Source organism: Halomonas sp. AOP43-A1-21, assembly GCF_052376775.1.
GTDB lineage: Bacteria > Pseudomonadota > Gammaproteobacteria > Pseudomonadales > Halomonadaceae > Vreelandella > Vreelandella colorata.
Map to the genome: position 1 here is coordinate 19,222 of NZ_JBQSWC010000010.1, position 26,279 is coordinate 45,500.

General features: G+C 54.3%; 28 protein-coding genes. 14 read left to right on the forward strand and 14 right to left on the reverse strand.

Going from position 1 to position 26,279, the window contains the following annotated elements; translation table 11 throughout:
* Positions 1 to 29: 29 nt before the first annotated feature.
* Positions 30 to 1,235 (reverse strand): tryptophan synthase subunit beta, encoded by a 1,206-nt coding sequence (gene trpB, locus ACT3R7_RS07450; protein WP_193091368.1) that lies wholly within the window; start codon positions 1,233 to 1,235, stop codon positions 30 to 32.
* A 106-nt stretch (positions 1,236 to 1,341) separates the two neighbouring features.
* Between trpB and ACT3R7_RS07455 the strand changes: the two genes are divergently transcribed.
* Positions 1,342 to 2,244, forward strand: coding sequence for a LysR family transcriptional regulator (locus tag ACT3R7_RS07455; protein WP_193091367.1), 903 nt, complete (start codon positions 1,342 to 1,344; stop codon positions 2,242 to 2,244).
* Between the two features lie 30 nt (positions 2,245 to 2,274).
* Here the strand turns inward: ACT3R7_RS07455 and mmuM are convergent, their stop codons facing one another.
* Both mmuM and ACT3R7_RS07465 read right to left on the reverse strand, forming a co-directional pair.
* On the reverse strand, positions 2,275 to 3,234 hold the full coding sequence (gene mmuM / locus ACT3R7_RS07460) for a homocysteine S-methyltransferase (RefSeq protein ID WP_193091366.1): 960 nt from the start codon (positions 3,232 to 3,234) through the stop codon (positions 2,275 to 2,277).
* The gene (locus ACT3R7_RS07465) at positions 3,231 to 4,661 is read right to left on the reverse strand and encodes an amino acid permease (protein ID WP_193091365.1); all 1,431 of its coding nucleotides are present in this window, start codon (positions 4,659 to 4,661) and stop codon (positions 3,231 to 3,233) included. Before ACT3R7_RS07465 ends, mmuM begins: the two co-directional genes overlap by 4 nt.
* A 330-nt stretch (positions 4,662 to 4,991) precedes the next feature.
* Here ACT3R7_RS07465 and ACT3R7_RS07470 point away from each other — a divergent pair, with 330 nt between their 5' ends.
* Positions 4,992 to 5,552, forward strand: coding sequence for a hypothetical protein (locus tag ACT3R7_RS07470; protein ID WP_193091364.1), 561 nt, complete (start codon positions 4,992 to 4,994; stop codon positions 5,550 to 5,552).
* Positions 5,553 to 5,624: 72 nt separating this feature from the next.
* On the opposite strand, the gene ACT3R7_RS07475 is transcribed toward ACT3R7_RS07470, so the two are convergent.
* Both ACT3R7_RS07475 and ACT3R7_RS07480 read right to left on the reverse strand, forming a co-directional pair.
* Positions 5,625 to 6,662, reverse strand: coding sequence for a T6SS phospholipase effector Tle1-like catalytic domain-containing protein (locus tag ACT3R7_RS07475; RefSeq protein WP_319643917.1), 1,038 nt, complete (start codon positions 6,660 to 6,662; stop codon positions 5,625 to 5,627).
* A gap of 43 nt (positions 6,663 to 6,705) precedes the next feature.
* Positions 6,706 to 7,335: a LysE family translocator gene (locus tag ACT3R7_RS07480; protein ID WP_193091363.1), complete on the reverse strand. Its 630-nt coding sequence runs from the start codon at positions 7,333 to 7,335 to the stop codon at positions 6,706 to 6,708.
* A 129-nt stretch (positions 7,336 to 7,464) separates the two neighbouring features.
* Here ACT3R7_RS07480 and ACT3R7_RS07485 point away from each other — a divergent pair, with 129 nt between their 5' ends.
* Both ACT3R7_RS07485 and ACT3R7_RS07490 read left to right on the forward strand, forming a co-directional pair.
* Positions 7,465 to 8,031, forward strand: coding sequence for a P-loop NTPase family protein (locus ACT3R7_RS07485; protein WP_193091362.1), 567 nt, complete (start codon positions 7,465 to 7,467; stop codon positions 8,029 to 8,031).
* Between the two features lie 98 nt (positions 8,032 to 8,129).
* The gene (locus ACT3R7_RS07490) at positions 8,130 to 9,065 is read left to right on the forward strand and encodes a glycerophosphodiester phosphodiesterase (protein ID WP_193091361.1); all 936 of its coding nucleotides are present in this window, start codon (positions 8,130 to 8,132) and stop codon (positions 9,063 to 9,065) included.
* Between the two features lie 23 nt (positions 9,066 to 9,088).
* On the opposite strand, the gene ACT3R7_RS07495 is transcribed toward ACT3R7_RS07490, so the two are convergent.
* The 3 genes from ACT3R7_RS07495 to ACT3R7_RS07505 are packed head-to-tail and all read right to left on the reverse strand — an operon-like array spanning position 9,089 to position 11,760.
* Positions 9,089 to 9,982, reverse strand: coding sequence for a dihydrodipicolinate synthase family protein (locus ACT3R7_RS07495; protein WP_193091360.1), 894 nt, complete (start codon positions 9,980 to 9,982; stop codon positions 9,089 to 9,091).
* Positions 9,983 to 10,031: 49 nt separating this feature from the next.
* Positions 10,032 to 10,913: an SMP-30/gluconolactonase/LRE family protein gene (locus ACT3R7_RS07500; RefSeq protein ID WP_193091359.1), complete on the reverse strand. Its 882-nt coding sequence runs from the start codon at positions 10,911 to 10,913 to the stop codon at positions 10,032 to 10,034.
* A complete protein-coding gene (locus tag ACT3R7_RS07505; protein ID WP_193091358.1) occupies positions 10,903 to 11,760 on the reverse strand; it encodes an SDR family NAD(P)-dependent oxidoreductase in 858 nt (285 codons plus the stop codon). The genes ACT3R7_RS07500 and ACT3R7_RS07505 overlap by 11 nt, the downstream gene beginning before the upstream one ends.
* 172 nt (positions 11,761 to 11,932) lie before the next feature.
* Here ACT3R7_RS07505 and ACT3R7_RS07510 point away from each other — a divergent pair, with 172 nt between their 5' ends.
* Positions 11,933 to 12,877, forward strand: a complete 945-nt coding sequence (locus ACT3R7_RS07510; RefSeq protein WP_193091357.1) for a LysR substrate-binding domain-containing protein — start codon at positions 11,933 to 11,935, stop codon at positions 12,875 to 12,877.
* Between the two features lie 6 nt (positions 12,878 to 12,883).
* Here ACT3R7_RS07510 and ACT3R7_RS07515 read toward each other — a convergent pair whose 3' ends face one another.
* Positions 12,884 to 13,930, reverse strand: coding sequence for an SDR family oxidoreductase (locus ACT3R7_RS07515; protein WP_319643916.1), 1,047 nt, complete (start codon positions 13,928 to 13,930; stop codon positions 12,884 to 12,886).
* Positions 13,931 to 14,157: 227 nt separating this feature from the next.
* On the opposite strand from ACT3R7_RS07515, the gene ACT3R7_RS07520 reads away from it, so the two are divergent.
* The 5 genes from ACT3R7_RS07520 to ACT3R7_RS07540 all read left to right on the forward strand — a co-directional run bounded on the left by ACT3R7_RS07520 (position 14,158) and on the right by ACT3R7_RS07540 (position 17,015).
* The gene (locus ACT3R7_RS07520; RefSeq protein WP_193091356.1) at positions 14,158 to 14,991 is read left to right on the forward strand and encodes an AraC family transcriptional regulator; all 834 of its coding nucleotides are present in this window, start codon (positions 14,158 to 14,160) and stop codon (positions 14,989 to 14,991) included.
* A gap of 14 nt (positions 14,992 to 15,005) precedes the next feature.
* On the forward strand, positions 15,006 to 15,614 hold the full coding sequence (locus ACT3R7_RS07525; RefSeq protein ID WP_193091355.1) for a LysE family translocator: 609 nt from the start codon (positions 15,006 to 15,008) through the stop codon (positions 15,612 to 15,614).
* 211 nt (positions 15,615 to 15,825) lie between these two features.
* Positions 15,826 to 16,008: a type II toxin-antitoxin system HicA family toxin gene (locus tag ACT3R7_RS07530; RefSeq protein ID WP_192538432.1), complete on the forward strand. Its 183-nt coding sequence runs from the start codon at positions 15,826 to 15,828 to the stop codon at positions 16,006 to 16,008.
* A gap of 38 nt (positions 16,009 to 16,046) precedes the next feature.
* Positions 16,047 to 16,466, forward strand: coding sequence for a type II toxin-antitoxin system HicB family antitoxin (locus ACT3R7_RS07535; RefSeq protein ID WP_193091354.1), 420 nt, complete (start codon positions 16,047 to 16,049; stop codon positions 16,464 to 16,466).
* A 237-nt stretch (positions 16,467 to 16,703) separates the two neighbouring features.
* On the forward strand, positions 16,704 to 17,015 hold the full coding sequence (locus ACT3R7_RS07540; protein ID WP_018918691.1) for a hypothetical protein: 312 nt from the start codon (positions 16,704 to 16,706) through the stop codon (positions 17,013 to 17,015).
* Positions 17,016 to 17,155: 140 nt separating this feature from the next.
* On the opposite strand, the gene ACT3R7_RS07545 is transcribed toward ACT3R7_RS07540, so the two are convergent.
* Both ACT3R7_RS07545 and ACT3R7_RS07550 read right to left on the reverse strand, forming a co-directional pair.
* On the reverse strand, positions 17,156 to 17,437 hold the full coding sequence (locus ACT3R7_RS07545) for an addiction module antidote protein (RefSeq protein WP_192538437.1): 282 nt from the start codon (positions 17,435 to 17,437) through the stop codon (positions 17,156 to 17,158).
* On the reverse strand, positions 17,434 to 17,736 hold the full coding sequence (locus tag ACT3R7_RS07550; protein WP_193091353.1) for a type II toxin-antitoxin system RelE/ParE family toxin: 303 nt from the start codon (positions 17,734 to 17,736) through the stop codon (positions 17,434 to 17,436). Before ACT3R7_RS07550 ends, ACT3R7_RS07545 begins: the two co-directional genes overlap by 4 nt.
* Positions 17,737 to 17,913: 177 nt before the next feature.
* On the opposite strand from ACT3R7_RS07550, the gene ACT3R7_RS07555 reads away from it, so the two are divergent.
* On the forward strand, positions 17,914 to 19,440 hold the full coding sequence (locus ACT3R7_RS07555) for an alpha/beta fold hydrolase (protein ID WP_496198959.1): 1,527 nt from the start codon (positions 17,914 to 17,916) through the stop codon (positions 19,438 to 19,440).
* Between the two features lie 756 nt (positions 19,441 to 20,196).
* On the opposite strand, the gene ACT3R7_RS07560 is transcribed toward ACT3R7_RS07555, so the two are convergent.
* Entirely contained in the window at positions 20,197 to 20,496 is a 300-nt protein-coding gene (locus tag ACT3R7_RS07560) for a hypothetical protein (protein WP_193091351.1), read from the reverse strand.
* 101 nt (positions 20,497 to 20,597) lie between these two features.
* On the opposite strand from ACT3R7_RS07560, the gene dusA reads away from it, so the two are divergent.
* Complete coding sequence (gene dusA, locus ACT3R7_RS07565) at positions 20,598 to 21,677, forward strand: tRNA dihydrouridine(20/20a) synthase DusA (protein WP_193091350.1); 1,080 nt, start codon at positions 20,598 to 20,600, stop codon at positions 21,675 to 21,677.
* 43 nt (positions 21,678 to 21,720) lie between these two features.
* On the opposite strand, the gene ACT3R7_RS07570 is transcribed toward dusA, so the two are convergent.
* Both ACT3R7_RS07570 and ACT3R7_RS07575 read right to left on the reverse strand, forming a co-directional pair.
* Positions 21,721 to 23,175 carry a catalase gene (locus tag ACT3R7_RS07570; RefSeq protein WP_192538443.1) on the reverse strand — a complete coding sequence of 485 codons (1,455 nt, stop codon included), beginning with the start codon at positions 23,173 to 23,175 and terminating at the stop codon, positions 21,721 to 21,723.
* A gap of 213 nt (positions 23,176 to 23,388) precedes the next feature.
* Positions 23,389 to 24,420, reverse strand: a complete 1,032-nt coding sequence (locus tag ACT3R7_RS07575; RefSeq protein ID WP_192538445.1) for a succinylglutamate desuccinylase/aspartoacylase family protein — start codon at positions 24,418 to 24,420, stop codon at positions 23,389 to 23,391.
* A 235-nt stretch (positions 24,421 to 24,655) separates the two neighbouring features.
* On the opposite strand from ACT3R7_RS07575, the gene ACT3R7_RS07580 reads away from it, so the two are divergent.
* Positions 24,656 to 25,267, forward strand: coding sequence for a TetR family transcriptional regulator (locus tag ACT3R7_RS07580; RefSeq protein WP_018918695.1), 612 nt, complete (start codon positions 24,656 to 24,658; stop codon positions 25,265 to 25,267).
* 67 nt (positions 25,268 to 25,334) lie between these two features.
* Positions 25,335 to 26,273 carry an alpha/beta fold hydrolase gene (locus ACT3R7_RS07585; protein ID WP_192538449.1) on the forward strand — a complete coding sequence of 313 codons (939 nt, stop codon included), beginning with the start codon at positions 25,335 to 25,337 and terminating at the stop codon, positions 26,271 to 26,273.
* The last annotated feature ends 6 nt before the right edge of the window (positions 26,274 to 26,279 follow it).

Below are 26,279 nucleotides of genomic sequence, written 5' to 3' on the forward strand. Positions count from 1 at the left end.
GTCGTTCATAACAGTATCCTTCAGTGCGCTCATTTGAACTTGTCTCCCAGGTAGTGGGCCACGCTCATCATGTCTTTGTCGCCGCGACCGCTCAGGTTAACCACCATCAAGTGGTCGCTGAGGAGTTTCGGCGCCCGCTTGGCGACTTCGGCCAGCGCGTGAGCGGTTTCAAGGGCGGGGATAATCCCTTCCAGGCGACAGCACGTCTGGAAGGCTTCAAGCGCTTCATCGTCGGTGGCCGACACATACTCAACGCGCCCCTGCTCATGCAACCAGGCGTGCTCTGGGCCGATGCCGGGGTAATCAAGGCCTGCAGAAATCGAGTGGGCGTCGATAATCTGGCCGTCCTCATCCTGCAGCAGGTAGGTGCGGTTGCCGTGAAGCACGCCCGGCGCACCGCCGTTCAGGCTTGCCGCGTGCTGGCCGCTCTCAACGCCCTTGCCGCCCGCTTCAACGCCAATCATCTCGACCGAGGCATCGTTCAGGAATGGGTGGAACAGCCCCATGGCGTTGGAGCCGCCGCCAATACAGGCCACCAACGAATCCGGCAGACGGCCCTCTTTTTCCTGCATTTGCGCGCGGGTTTCATGGCCAATCACCGCTTGGAAGTCGCGCACCATGGCGGGATACGGGTGCGGCCCAGCCACGGTGCCGATGATGTAGAAAGTGTCATCCACGTTGGTGACCCAGTCGCGCAGCGCTTCGTTCATGGCGTCTTTCAGCGTACCGGTGCCGGAAGTGACCGGGATCACTTCAGCGCCCAGCAGTTTCATGCGAAACACGTTGGGCTGCTGGCGCTCGATATCCGTTGAGCCCATGTAAATCACGCAGGGCAAACCAAACCGCGCTGCCACGGTGGCCGTAGCCACGCCGTGCATACCGGCGCCGGTTTCAGCGATGATGCGCTTTTTGCCCATGCGCTTGGCCAGCAGTACCTGGCCGATACAGTTATTAATCTTGTGCGCGCCGGTATGATTAAGCTCTTCACGCTTGAGAAAAATCTTCGCGCCGCCAAAGTGCTCGGTCAGGCGCTCGGCAAAATAGAGCGGATTCGGGCGCCCTACGTAGTCGCTCTGGAAATAGGCGAGCTGGCGCTGGAATTCGGGGTCATCCTTGGCGGTGTCGTATTCGGCTTGCAGCTCAAGAATCAGCGGCATCAGCGTTTCGGCCACAAAACGGCCGCCGAATTGGCCAAACAGGCCGTTGATATCAGGCTGGATCGCAGGTTGGTTCATGATGGCCTCTCAAAGCGGGGTAAACAGTTGCATTGAAAGTAGCGCAAGCAGACGGAGATAAAAATCGATAAGATGTCATCAATATGTGAGCTGGAGTCAACAGTCGATGCAACAGAGCATGCCACCCTTAAGCGCCCTGCGCGCCTTTGAAGCCACCGCCCGGCTAGGCAGTGTTACCGCCGCGGCCGATGAGCTTAGCGTGACCCACGGCGCGGTTAGCCGCCAGCTGCGCAGCCTGGATGAACATTTTGGCGTGGCGCTGTTTGCCAAAGCGGGCCGTGGCATTGAACTGACTCACCACGGCGAAAGGCTTTATCACGGCATTGGCGAAGCGTTTACCCGCCTGCGTGATAGTTGCGCGGATCTCAAGCGTGATGTGGAAGAGGCGCCCTTCACCCTGGCCTGCCCCGGCAGCCTGCTGGCGCGCTGGTTGATTCCCAGGCTGGACCGTCTGCAACGCGACCTGCCCCAGCTCAAACTGCAGGTCGTAGTGAGCGAAAGTGAACTGCCCGCCAAGCAGGAAAATATCAGCGCTACCCTGGCCTTTTCCGAGCCGCCCTGGCCCGCCGAGGTAGACGTTGTCGAGCTAATGGCCGAGCAAATTTGCGCGGTGGTCAGCCCTCGTTTGGAAGCAAAGCTCGATCCAGCGCAGCCGGATACACTTTTTTCCGGCAAGCTTTTACACACCGCCTCGCGCCCCCAGGCCTGGCCACAGTGGGCCACCGCGCAAGGGCTTGAGCTTGCGCACCTTGAAGAGGCCTTACGCCAAGGCCAGGGGTTTGATCATCTCTACTATTTAATCGAAGCCGCCGTGGCGGTCCTGGGCGTGGCGATTGCGCCAAAACTGCTGGTGGACGATGACCTGAAAAGCGGACGACTCACCGCGCCCTGGGGGTTTATCGAAACCCCCGCCAAGCTTTGCCTATGGCTACCCCGCCACCACAACAGCCAGCGCAGTGAGCAGTTGGCCAAGTGGCTTAAGCGGGAGTTGGGCGCTTCAGTTCAATAAGCGAGAAAAGAATAAAAGCGCCCAGGCGAGCTAGCGCGACTGCCGCCACTGGGCCAGTGCCTGAATATCCGCAGGCGTTGTTCGGCAGCAGCCACCGATACCCGACGCCCCTGCCGCCAACCAATGCTCAACCCCTTGAACCAAGCCTGAAGGGCCAGTGACGGTGTGATCACACGGGGCCGGATGCCAGGTTTTGGTCACCGGGTCATATAGCTCCCCCGAGTTGGGATACACCAATACGGGTAGGCCGCACCGGCGTTTGATCGCCGCAATCAATGATTCGATATGCGCAAGTGCGGTGCAGTTTACGCCAATCGCCGCCACGCCAGGGCAGTTGGCCAGCGCTGCGGCACACTCTTCAATCGGCGTTCCATCGCTGATGTGCTCGCCATCCTTGGCCGAGAATGTAATCCAGGCCTGAGCGCCCGGATGTTCAGCCAGAAGGTCGGTGATCGCCAGCGCCTCTTCAAGTGAGGGCAGGGTTTCTACCGCCAGCAGATCAGCGCCCGCAGCCAGCAGAAGCTCAAACCGCTCGCGATGAAACTCAACCAGCCCGGCGCGATCCAGATCATAGCCGCCGCGGTACTCGCTGCCATCCGCTAGATAAGCGCCATACGGGCCAACCGATGCGGCAACCAGCGGCTTGGGGCGGTCGGTTTGCCCCGGCTGCCACACCGCATCGCGAGCCTGCTGCGCCAACGTGACCGATAGCTGAATCAGCTCACGGGCCTGCTGGGCCGTCATTCCCGCCTGCATAAAACCGTGCACCGTGGCCTGATAGCTTGCGGTAATCGCGCAGTCGGCACCGGCTTCAAAATACGCCTGATGCACCTGGCGAATCTTCTCCGGCGCCTGAGCCAGCAGACGCGCCGACCACAGGGCATCGTTGAGATCACAGCCGAGCGTTTCAAGCTCGGTGGCCAACGCTCCGTCGATGACCATAAAAGGCGCTTCCGCCAGCAGGGCCTTGATCGGGTTCAACGCACTCATACGGTCTTCTCCTCAGCGGCAATGTTTGGGTGGTCGGAACGTTGAGTGACCGCGCGATGGCGCACAAAATGCACCAGGTAACAGAGCGCCATGAACGGCACCCCGAAATAGAGCGCTACTCGCTGCTGCGGGTCAAAAGCGATGCCAATGCATGCAGCCAGACAGGCCGCAAACGCGATCAGAGGCACCCACGGGTAGCACGGGGTGCGATATACCAGATCTTTCAGCCGCCCGCCTTCACGCAGGTACTGGCGTCGGAAGTTGAGTTGGCTGAGCGTAATCGCCATCCACACCACCACCACGGCCAAACCGGAGATCGAGACCAGCACTAGGTAGACGGTTTCTGGCGCATACACGCTTGAAAACAGCGCGCCGAAGCCGCCGATCATGCTGAGCAGCAGCGCGTTCATGGGAATGCCGCGCTTGTTGAGCCGACCAAGCGACTTGGGCAAAGTGCCTTGATCTGAAAGCGTCCAGAGCATGCGCGATGAGGCATAAAGCCCGGAATTGGCCGCCGAAAGCAGCGCGGTGATGATCACGAAGTTCATGATATCCGCCGCGCCCGGTACGCCCAGGCGCTGGAATACCGCGACGAACGGGCTTTGGCTAAGCCCGGCCTGGCTTTGGGGCAACAATGCCGCAATTACAATGATGGTACCCACAAAAAATAGAATCAGCCGCCACAGCGTGGCGCGGATCGCCTTGGGCACATTGCGCGCCGGGTCCACGGTTTCCCCGGCGGCAATGCCAATAAGCTCCGTGCCGGAAAACGCAAACATCACCGCCAGCAAGGTAGTACCGATGGCCAGGAGGCTAGGCGACATGGCGCCCTCGCCCCAAAAGGCGGAAAGCCCGGGCGATGCCAACGCGGCGCCGCTTGAATCCTGCAGCGGCACCCAGCCGATGATCGCGCCCGCGCCGACGATCACGAACACTACCACCGCGATCACCTTGATCAGCGACAGCCAGAACTCGGACTCGGCAAAGAAGCGTGAGGTAAAGGCGTTTACGCCGAACACGATGGCCGCGAACAGCCCGCTCCAGTACCAGCCGGGGATATCGGGAAACCAGCGCCCCATAAACACCGCCGCGGCGGTAAATTCCGAGCCCAGCGCCACCGTCCAGGTAAGCCAATACATCCAGGCCACCATATAGCCAGTGCCGGGGCCGATATAGCGGCTGGCATGGGCGCTGAACGCGCCTGAATCCGGCATATGTACCGCCAGTTCCCCCAGGCACATCATCACCAGCCAGGCAACGATGCCGCCGACCAGATAGGCCAATACGGCACCCGTTGGCCCGGCCTGCTGCACGGTATAGCCGGAACTTAAAAACAGCCCGGTCCCAATCACGCCCCCTAACGAGAGCATCACTAAGTGGCGCGTCTGCATGCTGCGCTTGAAGTGCGCGCCCTGTTGCTCGCTCATAGTACGTCCTAGGTTTTTCTTGAGGCTCTTGATGCCCTGTAATTCAACTCGTTGGGCGCACTATATTAGTGCAAACAAAACCCGTCAAAAAGGAATAAAAACAAGATCTCTTATTCTTATTTAAAATAATCGAATGCTATGGCACCACTCCCGCTGGCTTTGCCTGACGATTTCTCGCATTGAGGGCCTAGCTATCGTGCTGGCCTGCCATTCGGTAAACTTAACAATGTATATCTGTTCCCAAGGAAACTCTTCGAGGTCAGTCGCATTGAGGATTCAAATACTTGGTTATAAAGGGCTGAAGCCAATGCTAATTAACAAGGACGCTAAATGAAGGTAAAAAGCGTAACCAAGTTATGTACCGCCAGCGTATTCGCCCTGACACTATCTGGCTGCGCGGGATTTATCGGTGGCGATCTGAAGAATACAAGAGGCGTTTATTTGCCTGGCATGACGCAATGCTCATCGGGTGACTATCGCTATCAGTTGACCGTGAAGAGTAGCGTTGTCGAAGACGGTAGCTATTTGGATCCGGCTCAATTCATTGCCGGTTGGACACTCGGTCTGATACCACTCTACTGGTTATCATTCGAGAATAGTCTCGTTGAAGTCGTTGATACTCAACCATCGGATCAAACTAAAGCCGATGAGCCGACGCTGGTTTTTTCGCGTGATTATAACGTCAGGGTTCATAAATATTACGGCATCATTTGGCCTATGGTCTTGAATACCAATAGTATCAACGCGCTCAAGGCCGATGAAGGCCACGGGCTTCGTGTCGCCCCAGGGATGGGCGCGCGCGCAGCCAGCAAGGCATTGAGCGAACTCCCCGGTGACTTTCCAAGGGATCAGCTCTGCTACGAGTCGGGCAAACGCTCACGCTTTAAATAACGCTGCAGCCCACGCCTGAACCGCCGCTTGAATCAGCCGAACACGGTTGGCCTCAGGCAGCGGTGGATACGATCAGCGGTCCAGCTCGATACCTACCCAGCCGCGCTCCTCTACCAGCGCCTTCAGATTGGGCGGCCGGTAGCTTTCATCACGCTGGTAGCGCTCTTTGACGCTTTGATGAATCAACGTCGGCTTGCCTTCGTTGACCAGTGGACGGTCGAGCTTGCCTCTTAACCGGTACACATGTCGCCGGGAATGATGTAGCTCGCCCCGCGCACCGTTGGTCAGGTTACCGTAAAGATGGGGTGCGATGGCCAGACCCGCGGCACCGGCCTCTTTTAGCATCCACTCAAGGGGTGTATCGGAAGCTTGAATACCGTTCTCATCCGGCGCTTTGCCACCGCCAACATCGCTGTGTACGCCGGCAAACCATACCTGCTTCAAATCAACGCCTTCACGGGCCTCCCACAAGGTAGGCTCGAAGTCTTCGCGTTTCTCATCGATGGCGAGCGCATGGCGCGCGGTGGCAATATTGCTGCCCATCTTGGTGTCGTAAAACTCGTTCTCATTATTGAACAGCCCGCCCAACAGGCTTAGCGGTATACCCAGCGCACCTACGGTATCCCACACACCGATGAAGTGAATGCGCTGCGAAGGGTGGCAATAGGCCTTCCGAAATGCCCTGGCCGTTTGACCGCCCGGCCAGTTTTCGTCCGCGTGATCTCGATACATATCCCAGGCCTGGGTGATCCGGCCGGCCTCCGAGCGCTTGAGAATGCCGCAGTTATTGATGAGTCCGCTCAAGGCGCGCACGGTGTAAGCACCACGGCTAAAACCGAACAGATAGATGTCGTCGTCTGGGGTGTAATTGTGAACGATATAGCGGTAGCCATCGATGATGTTCTTTTCGATCCCGGCGCCGGTTAATGCACCAATGATTTGATTACGGTACGAACCGACTCCCCACCCATAAGAGACGTGTTGGCGCATCTCACCCGCAAAGGGAGAAATGGCTCGCGCCAGCTTCAATACGTTGGTGGGGTAATCTTCTTCCAGGTCTTCTTCGGGTTGGTTCCAGGTGCCATCGGCACATACTATGATATTCGCCACTGAGTCTCTCCTTGACGCTGGGCGTTGAAAACAATGGTTCTCTCTAATGATTGGACGCCATTAACGTGCCGCCTGCGGCGATAAACAGGCCGCCGGTAGTGCGATTGAAGCGCTTATAGCGGCGCGGGCTTTGAAACCAGCGGCTTATGCTGGAGCCAAGCCTTGCGTAGGTCGACATCAGGGTGAAATCGATCACCAGCCACGTCACTGCCAGAATCACGAACTGAATCAGTTGAGGCTGGCTCACATCGATAAAGTTGGGAAACAGCGCGGCGAAGAAGAGCAGGTCTTTGGGATTGCTGATGCCCACCATAAAACCACGCCGGAAGAGCGTTTTCATCGGTACACGCTGATGGCTGGCGGCTGAAGGGCTGTGAATATCAATGCTGGAAGAATCCCGCCAGGCCGCGATGCCCAAGTAAATCAGGTAGGCACCGCCAACCAGTTTCAGAATATAAAAGGCACTTTCCGAAGCGGCCAGGATAGCGCCCAGTCCCAGCGAGGAAACTACCATTAACACCAGCGAAGACAAGGCGCCGCCCAGCACGGTGGCGGTCGTGTGCTTTCGGCCAAACTTTAGCCCGTGGCTTGTGCAAAGTAGCGCCACCGGCCCTGGAAAAATGATTAAGGCAAAGATGACGCCCACGTAGGTCAGCCAAGTCAACGTATCCACACTGAGCTCCTTTTAAGTAAAAATAGCAATCAGCAACTACTTTACGTTTTTATGCCTTAGGCGTCGTGTCTATTTGCCCAAAGGTTGTCACCTACGTAAACTAGCGCGCCGCTTGAACAGGGCTACATCATGAAAATCAATGTTGTCGGCAGCAGCGGCAGCGGTAAAAGCACGCTCTCTAAGCAATTATCCCACGCCCTGGGCGTTCCCTATATTCAGCTTGACCAGCTTTTCTGGCGTGCTAACTGGCAAGGCACACCGGACGATGAATTTTTCGTCGCGCTGGAAGCCGCTTTAAGCGCAGCCCCGGGCGGCTGGGTGCTGGACGGCAACTTTAACCGTACCCGCGATATCAAGTGGCGCGAGGTCGATATGATCATCTGGCTGGATTACGGGTTCTGGCGCGTTTTCCGCCAATCTCTCTGCCGCGCAATTGTGCGCATCATTAGCCGCAAAGAACTTTGGCCCGGTACGGGCAATCGCGAATCGTTTCGCAAGACCTTTATGAGCCGAGACTCGATTCTCTGGTGGATGCTGACCAGTTGGCGCTCCAACCAGCGGCGCTATCTTGCCGATTTGATTGACACCCGTTATCGCCATATTCGTATCGTGCGCCTTACTCACCCTCGCGAGGCCGATGCGCTTGTTAAGCACTTGGCACAAAGCCGCACTGGCGTTAACACACCCAGTACATGAAGCTTGGTGCAGAGCACAAGTTTACACACAGCGTCATTTGGAATGAGGTAATAAACGAAGTAGGGTAATTGGCTGAGCATTCACTAAAAGGAACGTTTATGAGCCATTCTTCGTTATTTACTGCCGTGTCATTAGGTCTTTTCGCTGGTGTTACCGCCTCTGCTGCATTAGCAGAAACGTCTCCGCTGGAGCAACAGCTAAAGGATCTAGATTCGTTTCAGGTGATTGCCCATCGCGGCGCCAGCGGCCACGCTCCCGAAAGCAGCATGGCCGCACTCGAGCTGGCCCATGAATGGGGAGCAAACTATCTGGAACTGGATATCCAGATGACCTCTGACGGTGAGTTGGTCGCCTTTCATGACGACACTCTTGAGCGCACCAGCAATGGCGAAGGCCATATCAACGACTATACGCTTGCCGAACTTAAAGACCTGGATACGGGGTCATGGTTTAACGACGCCTATCCTGATCAGGTGGATGACGCTTTCGTCGGCGCCGAGATATTAACGCTTGAAGAGATCTTTAACCGCTTTGGTCAGGATGCCCGCTACTACCTGGAAACCAAGTCACCCCAGTTGAACCCGGGCGTTGAAGCGGCGCTTGTTAAGCGCTTGGAAGCGTTTGATATGATCGACACTGGGCGCGTGCTGATTCAGTCGTTTGCGCAGGAGAGCCTGCTGACAATTCATGAGCTTAACGACAAGATTCCGCTGATTCAACTGGTGTGGTATTACCCAAGCGAAGAAGACGACGAACGCCTGGTTGAGTGGACAGGCGTGATACCGGGGCCGCAGGAAATCACCGATGAGGATTTTCAGGCAGTCGCTGAATATGCGGTAGGCATGGGCACCAACTTTACCTATAGAGGTGAAGAAGTCATCGATGCTGCGTTTATTCTAAAGGCTCAGGCGAACGGCCTGCCGGTACATATCTACACTATTAACGAAACCGATGAGATGCAGCATTTATTGGATTGGGGCGTGAGCGGTTTGTTTACCGACTATCCGGATCGGCTAATCAAGCTAACCGAATAACGCCACTTCACGCTCACTTCCGCCTACCGTAGATCAAGCTGCTCAACGACCTGCTCTACCCTGCTTCGCTGGTTGTCCTGCAAAGTGTTGAGCGGCAGCGGCAAACAGGGTGTGCTGACCTTGCCCAGTATTTCCGCTACGGTGGCGATAACCCGCAAGCTTCCCCCGTATTCACGGTATAAAGCCCAGAAGGGTTCAAGCTGATCAGATAGACGCTGAACCATTTGAGCGTCGCCCGCTTGGGCGGCACGCGTTATCGCCAGCGCCGTTTCAGGAAATAACCCGCCCAATACGGAATACCAGCTGTCACACCCAGCGATTAGGCCGGTGGATGCGACGGCGTCACCGCTTATTCCCAAGGTAACATCCTCTGGAATCAAGGCACGCAAACGTGCAATCCGCTCGCGGGCAGCATTGATATCCGTACTGACCGGGGGGATCTTGATTGAGCGTACTTGAGGCAAATGGGCAATACGGCCATGTAGCTCGTCGCTGAACGTAAAGTGGGTCGTGCCCGGATTATCGTAAACACACAGCGGTACGCTTAATGAACGGCAAACCGTTTCATAGTGGCTAAACACTTCGTCATCGGTCAGCTTTTGATAAGAAACCGGCGCCAGCAATATGCCGCTAGCACCCGCTTTCTGAGCGTCTTCGGCCAGCGCCAGTACGTCTCGCGTGCGCAATGCGCCAATGCCAATAATTACCGGCACGTTACCTGCGCTGTTTACCGCCAACTGAGTAACGCGAGTCCGCTCCTCTCGGGAGAGATAAGCATAGCTACCGGTTGAGCCCAACACGCCGATAGAGTCCACCTGCGCCTTGGCCAAGCGTTCCACTAAATTGGAAAACTCGCCCTCACGAATCCCCTGCTCGTTCATGGGCGTTAATGGAAATGCGCTTAGGCCGGTAAACATGGATAGCTATCCTTTTTATTAAAAGAGGGGGCCGGGTAGGCAGGCTCCGCTACCCTGGTTTGAAACGATGGCGCGGGCTTCCCGCCACCGACAGGCGTACCGCAAATAGGCCGCCAGCGTCAGGGTAGCGCTCAAGCTCATCCGCGCGCATGCCAAATCGCGCAGAGGTAATGAAAAGCGTCTTCATATCGACACCACCAAAGCAGCAGCTGGTGGGCCTAGGCACGGGAACCGAGAGCTGCTCGGTTAGTTCACCATAAGCGTTATAGCGCAGCAAGCAAGCGCCATTGAATTGGCACACCCAGATACCGCCTTCCACATCCATGGCTAGCCCATCAGGCCTTCCCAAGTGGGCAGGGGTCTCTGTGAACATAGTTATATTGCTTAGGGTACCGGCGGCCAGCGAATAGTCCGCTTGTAAGATCTGTCGTGCTACCGAGTCTACAAAGTAGAGGCAATTACCCTCATGATTCCACACCAAGCCGTTAGGTAATCCCATGCGGCCATATAACAGCGTAGGTGCTAGCTGGGTGTCAAAGCTGAAAAGTTGCCCACTCTCAGGGCGATGGCTTTCATCCATCAAACCCGTAACGAAACGACCTCTGGGGTCGCAGGCGCCGTCGTTGAAGCGGTAATGCGGCTCTGCGCTGATCGCAGCAGACATTTGTACGATCTGCCGCGTTTTCAGATCAAACACCGTTACCCGCGCACCTTCGGCGAATATTAAATTGCCCGCCTGGGTGAGCGCCAGCGCGCCGATGGTGTGGTGCGATTCATACAGCGTATAAGGCACTGCGTTACCCTGGAGTGCGTGTATCTTGCCATCGGTGATATCGACAAAGTAGAGCGTGCCGGTGCGCTCATCCCAAACGGGGCTTTCACCAAGCTCGGTCTTGACGCTTGCCCACTTGGCTATCGCATTAGCGCACATGGCCGTGTTCCTTGATGACTTCCCACTGAGCGGCCATCTCGTCAACGCTTGCCGCATAAATACGATTTAAATCGCGCGGGTAGTCGATGCCAGGATTCTCCTCGAAACGAGTGGCGCTAAACTGGCCGTTGCTGGCACGCAAGATATAGCCGCTCTCATTGCATAAGTAGCTTGCCAAGTACATCGTCCCCGGCGTCACCCACTCCGGTTTGAGATCCGAGGGCGTGCCGGTTTCGCCCCACATGCGCGTTCTGGCCACAGGCGATACCGCGTTTACCCGAATGCCGTGTTCATACCCTTCCAGCGCCAAGGCATTCATAAGGCCAATCTGAGCCATCTTGCCGGCCGCATAAGCCGCAAGCCCCTTCTGACCGTAGCAGGCATACATGGCACGGTCAGAGGTAGTCAACACGATGCGCGGTGCTGTCGAGGACTTAAGGTGCGGCCAGGCATACTTGGCAAGCCACATCGGCGCCCAGACGTTCACTGCCAATGAGCGCTCAAGGAAATCCGCCTGGGCATCATCGATGGCCTGGTAGCCGACCCAGCCCGCGTTATGGATGATGATATCCAGCCCTTGAAACTCAGAGATGGCGCGTACGATCAGCGCGTGGCACTCGGACTCATCTTCCAGATCTCCGCTGTGCGCGATAGCCCGATGTCCCCGCTCTCTCAGCGCTGCCGCCGCTTTATCGCTAATGCTGCTATCCATGCCGACCCCATCCCGGTCGGCACCGCTGTCGCTGATCACGATATTCGCGCCTGCTTCGGCAAGCGCAACGGCGTAGGTCCAGCCAAGCCCTCTGGCGCCGCCAGTAATTAGGGCTGTTCGATTCTTGAATAACATTCGCTGTTTCCTTTCTGTCTGGATAAACAAGTGTTATTCAAGGTACGCATTTAATTCTTTTTATCTAATATTAATGAGCGACAAGTTTGATATGCACAGCGTATTACTGAAATAATTTTTAATGGTTTAAAGTATTTAAAGCGCCCTATCGATTCATCCACCGAGGCCACCTATGGTCGAAACCCGCTTGCTCAAGCAGTTCATTGCCGTAGCGGAAGAGCTGCACTTTCACCGCGCCGCTGCTCGGCTCAACATGGCTCAGCCGCCCTTAAGCCAAGCCATCGCCCGGCTTGAAGACCGCCTCGGCTTTCAACTCTTTATCCGTAGCAAGCGCGAAGTAGCATTAACTCTCGCCGGTAGCGCTTTTTTAGAAACGGCCTACACCACGCTTAACCATTTGGAAACAGGTATTCAGCGGGCACGTGATGTGGCTGGTGGCGTTGCAGGGCGACTGACGGTGACTACCGTATCTTTGGCGTATTACGAACCGGTATTGGATGCGCTGCGCCAGTTCCGAAAAAGTTTGCCGAACGTTGAGCTAGTGATCCAGGAGATGCCTTCTTCGCACCAGGTTAAAGCGCTGATGACTGGCAATTCGGACGTAGCGTTTATGCGCCACATGCCCATTCCAAACTCCATTCGCTCAAGAAAGGTGCTTGAAGAGAGTATCTTGTTGGCACTCCCCATTGATCACCCAAGCGTTAACAAGAGGTCGTTGGATTTAAGCGATTTTGCTCAGGAGGATTTCGTCTTTACACCCCAGGCACTGGGGCCCGGGTATTATCATCAGCTTATGGCGCTATGCGAAACGGCAGGCTTTTACCCGAGGATCAAGCAGGAGGCCGCTCAGTTGCATACCCTGGTCGGCCTTGTAGCTAGCGGATTCGGCATTGCGCTATTACCGGAGTGCATGGCAAATGCCGTATTAAATCATAAAGTCGCTTTTTGTCCGCTGCGCCCGATTGGCGATGATTCAAACGCGGTGCTTGGCTTATATATGAACTGGCACCATGACAACGCATCGCCCTTGCTTACCAAGTTTATTGGCATGATAGAAACCCATAGTGAACGGCATTCGGCCCAAGCCTGCCAACTGGATTGGACCGATAGCACTTAATCAAGCTTATGGATGACCATTGCCACCGCCAGCGCCATAAATATTACCCGTGGTAAAGCTGGACTCTTGCGAGGCCAAGAGCACGTAGGCACCGGCGAGCTCTGCCGGCTGGCCTGGGCGCCCCAGAGGACCGTCTTCACCGAAGCTTTGTACGGCTTCTTGCGGCTGGCCACCGCTGGGCTGAAGCGGGGTCCAGAACGGGCCGGGGGCCACGCCATTAACGCGAATGCCCTGCTCGGCAAGCTGCTTGGCCAGCGCCTTGGTAAACGCAATGATCGCCGCTTTGGTCATTGAGTAATCCAGCAGGATTTTAGGCGGATCGTAGGCCACCACCGAGGTGGTGTTGATAATCGCAGCACCTGCTTCCAGATGAGGCATCGCCGCCTGGGTTATCCAGTACATGGCGTAAAGATTGGTTTTCATTGTGGCATCGAAGTCATCATGGCTAAGCTCTGTGATCGAGGGCTTCCACTGCTGACGGGCGGCGTTATTAACCAGGATATCTAATCCACCCAGTTGCTGTACTGCCGTCTCGACCAGCTCACTACAAAATGCTTCATCACGGATATCACCGGGGATGGCAACCGCAGTGCGCCCTTCGGCCTCAATTAACTCAATCACTTCCCGGGCATCAGATTCCTCTTCAGGCAGGTAGTTGATTGCTACATCAGCACCCTCGCGTGCATAAGCAATGGCGGCTGCCCGGCCGATACCGGAATCCCCACCCGTGATTAGGGCCTTGCGGCCTTCCAGACGCCCGCTGCCACGGTAGCTCTCCTCACCGTGGTCAGGCCGTGGGTCCATTTCACTGGCAAGCCCCGGCCACTCCTGCGGCTGTTCAGAAAACGGCGGTGCGGGATATTGACTGGTCGGGTCCTGCTTTTGTGGCATAGAGCCTCCTGTAGAGCTTGCGCCAGCCGCACCAGTGCTGGCAGTGGGCTGTGAAGTGGATGATTGAGCGAAAGCGGGTGCGGCAATAGCGGCGGCCATACCGGTCGCTAAACCACCCACTACCTGGCGGCGTGAAGGATCGAACGAGTTGATCGGTTTCACCATAACCTCCTTGTCATTAGCCGTACTGGGATTCAACGTTTACCGATCTAGCGTAGCAGCCAGTACCCAGAACTAAATCAAAGCTCGCCTGACTTTATGATTCATTAAGAAGATTACCGACCGTTCAAAATGGGCAGTCAACGCCCATAAAGCGCAATTTTGTACAAGCTGAGGCAAGTCGCAAGCGTTAAACTAGCGCCATATCATTTTGATAAGGGGGCTTAGCAATGGGGCAATCGTCAAGCCGCTTTCAGTTCACTAAAAGTCAGCACATACCCACACTGAAAGTGCTACAGGCAGCGATGTTCGATTTTCGCTATGACCCTCACGCGCATGAAGAGTACGCCTTTGGGGTGACGCTTTCTGGGCGTCAGGACTTTTTCAGCGGTGGGCAATATCACCGCAGCCCGCCAGGCAACGTGATCATCTTTAACCCGGACGACGTTCATGACGGCCAACCAGGCGGTGACCGTACGCTTGATTACGTCATGCTGTATGTTCACCCCGACCAGGTGAAAGCCCTATTTGAAGGCGCCTTGGGTCAGGAAACGGCGTTTCACTTTCGATTCGACAGCACATTAGTGCAGGACACCACGCTACGCGAGCGGATAACAAGCGCGGCTCAGCTTATTACCACGACAACCGGCAGTCAGATTGATCAGGAAAATTCCCTCTACCAAGTCGTTGAGCGGATCACCCAGCTAGGCGGCGCCTACCAGCCAGGGCATACCTCTACCCGGCCTGATGCGCTACTCGGCTTGGCCAAGGAGTATATTCACGCGCACTTGGATACCGACCTATCGCTTGAAGCGATTAGCCAGGCCGCGCATCTTTCCAAGTTTCATTTCCTGCGGCTTTTCCGTCAGCAGTTAGGCATCACGCCCTACCAGTACGTAATCAACTGCCGGGTTAATGCGGCGTGTAGTGCACTTGAGCAAGGCGCTTCGCTTAGCGAGGTAACGTTTCGCTACGGCTTTACCGACCTTAGCCATTTCAACCGACGCTTTAAGCGCATATACGGCGTAACGCCCTACCAATATCAGCGCCATCTTATCTGCTGAATAGAGAGATCTTTATGTTAGCCATTATTGCTTACGCCTTAGGCGTAATGTATTCGCCTGGGCCGGTGAATTTTCTAGGGCTGAATGCCGGTATGAACGGGCAGACAAAAACCTCGCTAGGCTACTGTATGGGCGTAGGCACGGCGATGCTGCTACTGTTTTTACTCTTTGGCTGGGCCGGTGCCGCCTGGATCAACGGCCAGCTACTGATAGCGGTGAGCGTTATCGGCTGTGCCTATATTATTTACTTGGCGATACACATCGCTAAAGCGCGCGTGGATCTCGATTCAATCACCCAGCCACCGCTGACGTTACGCTATCGCGATGGACTGGTGCTACAGCTGCTAAACCCTAAAGGCATTGTGGCAACTTTACCCATCGCCACCCTGCAGTTTCCGGCTGCCGGTATTCAAGGGATCAGTTTAGTGGCTTGGTCGCTGGGATTAGCATTACTTGCCGCAGGAGCCCCCGGAAGCTACATATGGGTTGGCAGCTTAGTGGGTGGCCGGATAAAAAACCCTGCCTTTTTCAGGCGCTTTAATCAGTTGATGGCGTTGCTGCTGGTGGGCGTTGCTTTGTCTATTGGCTATGAGCATGTTTGGGTGCCTTTAGTAAGCACGTAGCATGATCGTTATACTTACTTTTTCTGACCATGGGGCGAGTAAATAGGCTGCTAGAGCCACCACTAATGGCAAGAATTACAGGTCGTAGGCTGTTAATACGAACGCAGGCCCGAATAGCCTCAACGACCAAAGGGGTTATCAGAGTTATAAAATTGACCAACCCTTTTTTTGGGGTTACAGTAACTCCAGGATTAAAATAAAGGGGCAGGAGGTGAATAGCAGAGAGCTGATTAAAGAACTGGAAACGGGTGGCTGGGAACTTGTCAGAGTAAAAGGCAGCCATCACCATTTCAGGCACCCAACCAAGCCCGGCACAGTGACCGTGCCACACCCCAAAAAGGATTTAAAAATCGGGCTGGTTAAAGGAATCAGAAAAAGCGCTGGCCTTGAATAAGGTTGGCCACTGCTGCCCCTACTAACGGAGGTCAACGCATGTTGTTTCCCATTGCCATTGAACGTGGCGACAATGATCACGCCTATGGCGTGACAGTACCCGATTTGCCCGGCTGCCACTCAGCAGGCGACAGCTTTGAAGAGGCGATGATTAACGCTAAGGAAGCTATCGAAGGCTGGTTGGAAGTGGCCGTGGAATACGGCGACCCCATTCCCGAAGCCACATCCATCGAACACCATATGGATAACCCTGATTTTGAGGGCTGGATTTGGGCTGTGGTGGATATTGATCTAACCCCTTACCTCGGTAAAAGTCACAAAATAAACGTCACTCTTCCCGACCTACTGCTCAAGCAGATTGATGACTTTGTGGCCGGCCACCCTGGGGATAAAACGCGAAGTGGCTTTCTCGCACGCGTCGCTATGGCGGAACTGACCAGAGCACGTAAGGGCGCATAATCCCTATTGCACACACTCGGCCATCCGATGTGCCGAGTGTTTATAGTGCCCATATCCTGCGTAAGGGTACTGAAGCGACGGTAAGACAAACATTGGTGTGGGTTGGATACATAGCTCGAAGTATCTGATGCTGCTTTTTTGTGCCTGCAGTTTTCAAAGGGCTGTTCTAGTCTATAAATAGAAAGAGCCAATTTGGCTTGTTCAAAGCAAACATCAGGCAAGCATAGGAGTAAAGCGATGAACCATGGATCGGATGAACAGCGTAACAAGGGCGAAGAAGCTCAAAAAGCTAAACAGACGATTGATAAAGACACGCCTCATGATGCCGATGCTCAGCAAAAAGCGTCACAGCATGAAGAGCCACGCCCTTATCGACCAGATGCCAACGTTGATAACCAGAAAAACGAAGAATCCCGTTCAGAGCCTGGCCACAATACATCTGGCAAAGCAGCGCCCATTCCAGGCGCTCAAGTAGTCAAGGAAAAGCGCGCTCATAAAGACAATATTGATCAGAAGTCTGATGAAGCCGACCCTAAAGGGAGCGAGTAGTTTAGGCCTGCAATCTTAACGGCTCCAACATTATGCAAGGAACCCCGTAAATTGCACTGCACCCAAAAGTTAGATACTCATCCAGCGATCAGGGTGCAGTTCATTAAAAAGCGGGCATATCATGATGCGGGTTACCTGCCTTACGACGCTTTAGCATGCAACGAAATACCAAGGGCTTTCGTCACCGTCATGATCGTTGCAAAGCTCGGGTTCCCATCAGCGGAAAGCGCTTTGTACAACCCCTCACGGGTCAACCCAGTATCACGTGCTAGTTGTGACATACCACGGGCGCGCGCGATATCCCCAAGCGCGGCAGCTACCAGCGCGGGATCGTCTTCCTCAAAGCAAGCCTCCAAGTATAGCGCCATATCCTCTTCAGTTTTTAGATGGTCAACGACATCCCATTTACGCAGTGTGCTCATGGCGCCTCCTTCAAATCGCGTGCTAATTGCTTCGCGATATCAATATCTTTTGCCTGAGTGGATTTATCACCACCTGCCAGCAAGATCACCAGCTCATACCCCTGCTGGACAAAATACACTCGGTAGCCAGGCCCGTATTGAATCCTGAGTTCTGATACCCCTTCACCAACAGGTTCACAATCCCCGAAGTTCCCCAACTCAACGCGGCGCACTCTGGCCAAAATCTTTGCCTTGGCTCTGCTATCTCGCAACTTCACGAACCAAGTCGAGTAGGTCTCGGTGACGGTAATCATTTTCATAATCAAAATGTAAACCACAGTTAACACTAAAGCAAGTAGTCTCTTCGGTGCCACCGGGCTCGTTATTCAGCAATATGGTGTTGATACTCTTACTTAGCGTTTACTCAACTATAGTGGGGCTACGGCACAGTATTTGCCGTCCTTCTCGCCAACACACAAAAGCAATGGAGAGATGTTATGCCCTCCACTAAGCATCAGGCCGTCGCTAGCCTATGCCTAATGGCTGCATTAGGTGCTGGAATAGCTCACGCACAAGACCAAGATGAAAACACCATCCCTCGGCTAGAAAGCACAACCTGTGCAACCCAAGCGCTAAAAGACCTCAATGCCAGTTGCTACACCTTCTACGGTCAGGAAAACTGGAACAATCCAAACGGGAGAACAATTGAGCTTCCTATAGGCGTTATCGATCCGGAAACTGAAAATGATGCCGATGCGGAAAGCGACCCCGTGGTCTTTTTTCCAGGCGGCCCAGGATACTCCATCCTCGGCAATGCTGATTACATTGAGCAACTGCGTAAGGATATTGGCAACCGCTCGCTAGTGGTGTTTGATCCTCGAGGCTTTAAACATGCCACCCCATCATTGGAGTGTCCTGGCTACGCGGGCGTGTCCCCCTACCACAACATTATCCACACCCCCGCTTTAACGGCTTCACTCGACCCTATGGAGCGGATGCAACACATCACTGACGAAGTCGCTGCTTGCTATCAAAAGCTTGAAGATGAAGCCGTTGAAATTGCCCAATATACGGAAAGCTCAACCTCACGCGATCTTGATGAGATTCGTAACCTGCTTGATTACGATAACGTGAATATTTTCGGCTCCTCTACAGGGAGTGGCACTGCGCTTTCTTATGTTCGTTATTATCCCGACAGTGTGAGAGCCGCCATTCTTGGTTGGCCCTGGTACACCAGCCTTCGCAATAGAGCGCCCTTGGATGAGTTTTACACCTTAAAACGTCGATTTACAGACGTTCTAGCCATGTGCGTTGAAGACAGCGAAGCTTGCCGAGAACAAGTCCCTGCATGGTTTTTAGCCATTGATAGAACGCGCCGCGCGCTGGACGACAAGCCCTATATTGCCCAAGTAGAATCAGAGGACGAACAGAAAACACTATACTTTGATGGTGCCGCCTTCCTCGACACGCTCTACCTGATGCTACCGCAATATTATGCTGAACTGCCTCGCATTGTTTCCCAGGTAACGGAGGGTGATTACTCGTCGCTGCATGACTTCTTCATGATTGACGATTACACCCCAGTGACTGAAGCACCTAACTATGCCATGGGCGCGTTCCTGGCTCAGGCCTGTAACGACATGGGAACCAATCGGCCCACGCCACAAGACTCATTAGCTGCGGTACAGCGCGAACCCGCCATTATTGGTTTTGAACCTATCTGGCTCTGTGCTTGGTGGGGCGAAGATGGTGACGTGCCACCCGAGCATAACGACATCGTAACGACAGAGACACCAGCCCTGGCGATCCATGGCCAGATGGACCCTTGTTGCGGTACTCGCTGGAGCGATGAGCTTACCGGCACCATGCCCAATCTCAAGGCTATCGAGATGCAGGCGCTGGGGCATAGCCCGGTCAATGAGTGTCGCTCCGCCGTAATTAAAGAATTTCTGGATGACCCACTGGCGCAGGTAGATACCAGCTGCCAAAACGAAGTGCCGCTTGCTGAATGGCAATTGGAGTAGTAAGCACGCTTTACCTTAAGTTGGCAAAATTCAGACCTGTGCTAACTCATAGTTACGCCAAAAGCCCGCAACCAGGCGGGCTTTTGCTTATGGATTCAAGAACAAGCGCCCTGACTAGAGGTAGAGGCAGTGACTTGGTACCTCAGCATAAAAGCCATTTTCAAATTTAAGTAGTGGTTTAGAAAGGTGAAGGGAGACCATACGGCTTTTTTCAATAAAACATAAAAATAACAAATATTTAAAACCCACTAACAGCTAAAAAAGTAAAGATACAATCCTAGCGGATTTTTTGTTAATAGGCATGGTGCTGGGCTTAGCCTGTCAATAACCTGTGGATGAAAAAATACCATATATGCTTGAATTGATTTTCCCATAGCCTATATATAGTATGCGTCGCGTCAGGCTAAGTTGATTAAGTTTAGGCTGACAAACGAAAAAAGCCCCAGTCGTGGGGACTAGGGCCTTTCGTAAGTATCAGGCGTTAGCGCGCCTTCAACATTTGGTAAAGGAGATTATCTGATGGAGAAAATTAACACATCTCGTGTAATTTTCAACATTAAGTTGAATAAATGGTTGACGATTAAGCCGGTCTACAATCCGTATATCGGGAGGTTAACACGATGAAAAGTATTGAAATCGTGTTGTATTTCTTTGACCTTACAATGAAGTTAACAGAGCTGACGTTAACGTTGTGGCCAAACTGGCCTACGTTGCTCTGATCAAATCAAGCCCGCTTCGGCGGGCTTTTGTGTCTGCTCACCGAAAACGCTGCACCTGCTCAATAGTGGCGCGCTTGCTCCGCCCTGCTCCATCGGCAAATTCATGTAGGTAACGTTCAATGGCATCGTGTAAAGTAACTCCCTTCCATTTAGCAGTCAGTACGCCACCAGGCGCGGCCAACTCCAGTTCCCGACGCTTCGCCCACTCAACGGCCATCGCTTTTTTAGGGAATGTTTTTGACTCTGAGTAGTCTGGTTGACCATTACGGGCAATGCGGATCTGCACCATATATGAGAAACTGCCGTCCTTTTTCCGGCGCTTCCGAATCGTTGCCATTTTTGCCACTCAGATGTACCAAATCAAAAGCGGCTCAAGTACCAAATATGTACCAACGAACCATGTAAAACGTCGCACAACCACTGTAAATATGAACAGTCATGAATGATAACACAACCCAGCAAACCCGCATGAAGTCTGGCACCGCCCGCCCTGAGCTGGATAGAACTTTCTCCGTCGCCCCCATGATGGACTGGACCACCCGGGACTACCGGGCGTTTGCGCGTACGTTAACCAAGCGGGCGCTGCTGTATACCGAGATGGTGACTACCGGGGCCGTTCTGCACGGCTCGCCGCGTGAGCGTTTTTTGGGTTACAGCGACGTGGAGCATCCGATCGCCCTGCAGCTGGGTGGTAGTGATTCAGGGGAGCTTGCCGAGTGCGCGGCGATTGCCGAGGCATGGGGCTATGACGAGGTCAATCTGAACGTGGGCTGCCCAAGTGATCGGGTACAGAACAACATGATTGGCGCCTGCCTGATGGGCTATCCAGAAAAAGTCGCCGATGCTGTGCGCGCTATGCAGGCCGCGGTGTCAATTCCGGTCACGGTGAAGTGTCGTATCGGGATTGATGACCAGGATGAAGATGCCGACCTGGCGCGCTTTATCGATATAGTCGCGGACGCCGGTTGTGAGACATTTACCGTGCATGCGCGCAAAGCGTGGCTTAAAGGTTTATCACCTAAAGAAAACCGCGATGTGCCGCCGCTTAACTACCCGCGCGTGCATCGTTTAAAGCAGGACCGCCCTGAGCTGCATATTGGCATCAACGGTGGGATTAAAACGCTTGAAGAGTGTCAGGCGCAGCTTGAACACGTAGATAGCGTGATGATTGGTCGTGAAGCCTACCAAAATCCCTGGTTACTCGCAGAGGTCGATGCGCTGCTTTACGGTAAGCCGGGGCCTATCGCTAGCCGTGTTGAGGCGGCCCAGGCGTTTCGCCCGTATATTCAGCAGCGGTTGGATGAAGGCGCAAAGCTTAACCATATTACCCGTCATCTGTTGGGGCTTTTTCAAGGCTGCCCCGGCGGCCGGCGTTTTCGGCGTCTGCTATCGGAACACGCGCATAAAGAAGGCGCCGGGTTACGTTTGTTTGATGATGCTGTTGGGCTGGTTAGCGAGCTTTCTCAAGAACAGTCTCAAGAGCAGGCACAAGAACGCGAACAGCCCGCTACGACTTAACGTAGCGGGCTGTGGTGGGCGGTAATTAATCTACGTTTGCTGGTTAGTTGCCGCGCACGCCTTTCTCGATACGCTCACCGACTTCCTGATCGATATTGCGCCAATATTCAAAAGCGCGCTCTAGAACCGGCTCAGTAACGCCATCCGAAAGGTGGCCAACTACGTTGGATACCAAGCGATCACGCGCAGCGTCGTCCATTACTTCACGCACCAACGTATGCGGCTGGCTCCAGTCATCATCGTCTTTACGCAAGGTATAGGCGGTACGCACAAACTCACCGCTTGTCGCCCATACGGCATCTTCCGGGAAGCGCTCGCCATCGGCTTTGGGGCCACCTTTGCTGTTCGGCGCATACACAGGGTCCGTTGCGTTATGCATTCGCATCGCCCCGCCCTGGGTATAGCTATTGACCGGACACTTGGGCGTATTGACCGGAATATGCTTGTAGTTCACCCCCAGGCGAGCCCGGTGGGCATCGGCATAGGAGATTGAACGCGCTAGCAGCATCTTGTCGGGTGAAAGCCCGGTGCCAGGCACCATATTGTTAGGCTCGAAGGCAGCCTGATTGATTTGGCTATGGAAGTCGGTAGGGTTTTCATTAAGGGTCAGCTTACCCACTTCCATCAGCGGATAGTCATCGTGGGGCCACACTTTGGTAAGATCAAAGGGATTATAGCGATACGTTTTAGCATCCTCGAAGGGCATGATCTGCATCTGCAGTGTCCAGGTGGGATACTCGCCGCGCTTGATGGCTTCAAACAGGTCACGACGGTGGTAATCCGCATCGTTACCGGCCATCTGGTCGGCCTGTTCCTGGGTCATGCACTTGATGCCCTGGTCGGTTTTGAAGTGGTACTTCACCCAGAACCGCTCACCCTCATCATTCACCCACATATAGGTATGGCTGGAGTAACCGTTCATGTGCCGCCACGTAGCGGGCACGCCACGATCGCCCATTAGCCACGCCACCTGGTGGGCAGACTCAGGCACCAGCGTCCAGAAATCCCACTGCATATCGTGATCACGCAGGCCGTTATCCGCCCGGCGCTTTTGCGAATGGATAAAGTGCTGGAACTTCATCGGGTCACGGACAAAGAACACGGGGGTGTTGTTACCCACCAGGTCGAAGTTGCCTTCTTCGGTATAGAACTTTATCGCAAAGCCGCGCGGATCGCGCCAGGTATCCGGGCTACCGCTTTCCCCGGCAACGGTTGAGAAGCGAATCAGTAAATCGGTTTTAGTGCCTTTTTTCAGAAATTTGGCTTTGGTGTACTTACTGACATCATGAGTGACTTCAAAATGGCCGAAGGCGCCGCTACCCTTGGCGTGAGGCTGACGATCAGGAATCATCTCCCGGTTGAACGCCGCCATTTGCTCCATCAGAAAATGATCGTGTAGAACGATGGGTCCATCGGGTCCTACTGAAAGCGAATGCTCATCGCTTGAAACCGGAATACCGGCACCTGTCGTCGTATGTTTAGGATTACCGCTCGTCATTACCTTTCCTCCATGTCACGGCTGGCACGGCGCCTGGGCGCCGTTTTTTATAAAATCTATGTTTTTAATAAATTTTATGTACTGAGCAGTCGTTGTTATTTTTAATTTAAGCTAATAAGACTCACCAAAGGTATAGTCAAGCGTGGAGGATTACGCCATTTATCTGACTGAATTGCTTATTTATTGAGCCGATAGGCTTTTTATATGACGCGATTAATACAGCGCGTCGGGCAAAGGCGTAAGACTTGAGTGAAAGCTTTCAATCGCGGTTTCCGCCTCTTCAATCTCATCAAACCGGGCAATGTGATAAAGCGCTTCGCCTTCATTGGCAAGCGGCAAACGACTCATGCCGATCACAATGCCATCAGCCATCGATTTAACTTCATCTTCCTGATTGCCAAACGGATCGGCGACTTTTCCCAGCACCTCGCCTTTAGCCACCCGGGCGCCCAAACGCACCTGGGGCCTTAAAATGCCGTCGATAGGCGCGCGCGCCCAGCTAGATCCATTGGCAAGCTCTGCTGGCGCCGTCGAGCGCCGACGCTGTTCACCGGTTAGCATATCTAAGCGGCGCATCACACGTAGTACGCCCCGCACGCCCGGGGCGATGGCCCACTCGTCAAACCGTAGCGCTTCGCCCGCTTCATAGGTAAGCACAGGAATACCGCGTCCTTGCGCATAGTGGCGCAGGCTCCCTTCACGCAGCTCGGCATTGAGTATCACCGGTGCGCCAAAGGCATCCGCCATGCGCTCGGTTTCACTACCTGGGCTTAGCTGCGCGCGAATTTGCGGCAAGTTGGTCCGGTGGATAGCGCCGGTGTGCAGGTCGATAATATGCGTGGCCTTATCCACGATCTGCTCGCGAAACAGCGCGGCAATTCGCCCCCCCAGGGAGCCTGTCTCACTCCCAGGAAAACAGCGGTTAAGGTCACGCCGGTCTGGCAGATAGCGGGTCTGCTGCAAAAAACCAAACACGTTGACTACGGGCACGGCTATTAACGTGCCGCGCAGGCTTTTGATAGCTTTTGAGCGCAGCAGGCGACGGACGATTTCCACGCCATTGATTTCATCACCATGAATCCCGCCGCACACCAGCATAACGGGCCCCTCTTTGCGCCCGTGTACGACTTCAACCGTAATATGCAGGGGTGTATGGGTGTAAAGACGCGCAACCGGCACGTCGATTTGTGAACGTTGGCCGGGCTCTACGGTATGCCCAGCGAGTTGAAAAGCTGCTCGCGCCATCTTGAAATTCCTATTACCAGCGGTATTCCCACGCATGCACGATGGCATTCACCAAGTGATGCTATAAGCCTAAACGCCCATTCGCAGGGTTAGCGCCTGTGCGTTATGGAAGGCATACAAAGTTGATAACACATGTAATGCGTTTAATCATCTATCCATACAGTTTTGAATGTAAAAATCGTGGCGTATCAGATAAAATAAGATCATCTTGTGTCATTACTGAGGTTGCGTTTCCATGGCAAGAAAGACCAAAGCGGAAGCGGCTGCTACTCGTGAAGCGCTGCTGGATGCTGCCGAGGAGGTATTTTTTGCAAAGGGTGTCGCACGCACGTCTCTTGAGCAGATTGCTCGGCATGCAGGGTTAACCCGTGGCGCGGTCTACTGGCATTTTAAAAACAAGGGCGACCTGTTCATGGCACTGGTGGAACGCGTACGCATGCCGTTCCAGTCGTTGATGGACGCCGTCAGTAAAGCCGACGAAAAGCTTTCCCCGATGGAGGCCATTCGGCTTGCCTGCCATGCGGGCCTAGCACGTCTTGAGCAACCTTCTCATCAGCGTATCCTGTCGATTTTACTGCATCGCTGCGAATTTTTTAGCGATATCAATCCACTCGCCATGCAGGATGAGATCGGTGAAGAGTGTTTTTCCGAAATGCTGATCGTATTCAAGGAAGCCGAACACCAGCAGCTGCTGCGTGAAGATCTAACCCCTGAAGTCGCGACCCGCATGATGCAGTCGGTACTTGGTGGCCTTTTCCACGACTGGCTGCGCACTCCGCATGCGTTTTCCATACGCCAACGTGGCGGCGAACTGATTGACACCTTGATACGTATCATGCACCGCTAGCCCATGACATTCGCTGCAATGCAGCAATCTACCTATACTGGGATGACTGCAGGCTTTGGAGCATCCCATGGACGCCCTGGAATTTATCCGCGTACGCGAACTAGAAGTTGCCATACGTATTTGGAACCCTAACGCACCGCGCACGCTGGTAGCTTGGCACGGTTTAGCCCGCCACGGTGGCGACTTTAACGCCTTCGCCCGCGCACTGGGTGATGAATGGCGGGTTATTGCTCCCGATACGCCGGGCAGAGGGCTTTCCAGCTGGTCACTTTTTCCCTCCCACGATTATCTTTATAGCCACTACGTTAATGTTGCCATTGCGGTATTGGATCACTTCAAGCTTGAGCAAACCGACTGGCTGGGCACCTCCATGGGCGGCTTGCTAGGCATACAGTTGGCCGCCCACGCTGAGCACAGCAAGCGCATCTCGCGCCTCATACTTAACGATGTTGGGCCTGAGTTAAATAATAATGGGCTGATTGAGCTGGCAAGCTACTTTAGTACTCATCATCGCTTCACTACCTTGAGTGAATTGTATGCTGAGCTAAGAGAGCATTACGCAAGCTTTGGCATTCAGGAAGAAGCGACCTGGCGTGAGCTATTGCTAAGCAGTGCTCGCCGCCTGCCTGATGGCAGTTGGACCCACCATTTCGATCCGCGCATCAACAAGCAGTTTATTCACGATACTCCACGGGATATGTGGAAGGATTGGGCAGCTATTCGCTGCCCGGTCATGGTCATTCGTGGCGAGCACTCGACACTGCTGGATGCAGCCACTTTGCCACGCATGTCAAAAGATCAGCCTGAGCTGGTAACGCTGACCGCGCCCGGCTGCGGGCATGCGCCAATGTTAGACCGCTTAGAACAAGTGGCCCCCATTCGTCAGTTCCTTCAGCAGCCGCTACCCGCCCACTCAATATCTTCTCGACCATCCAGCACTACCGCCAATGACGCGTTACCCATAGGACGATGGCTAACAAGGCAGTGGCGGCGCTGGTTCAAGTAATGTGTA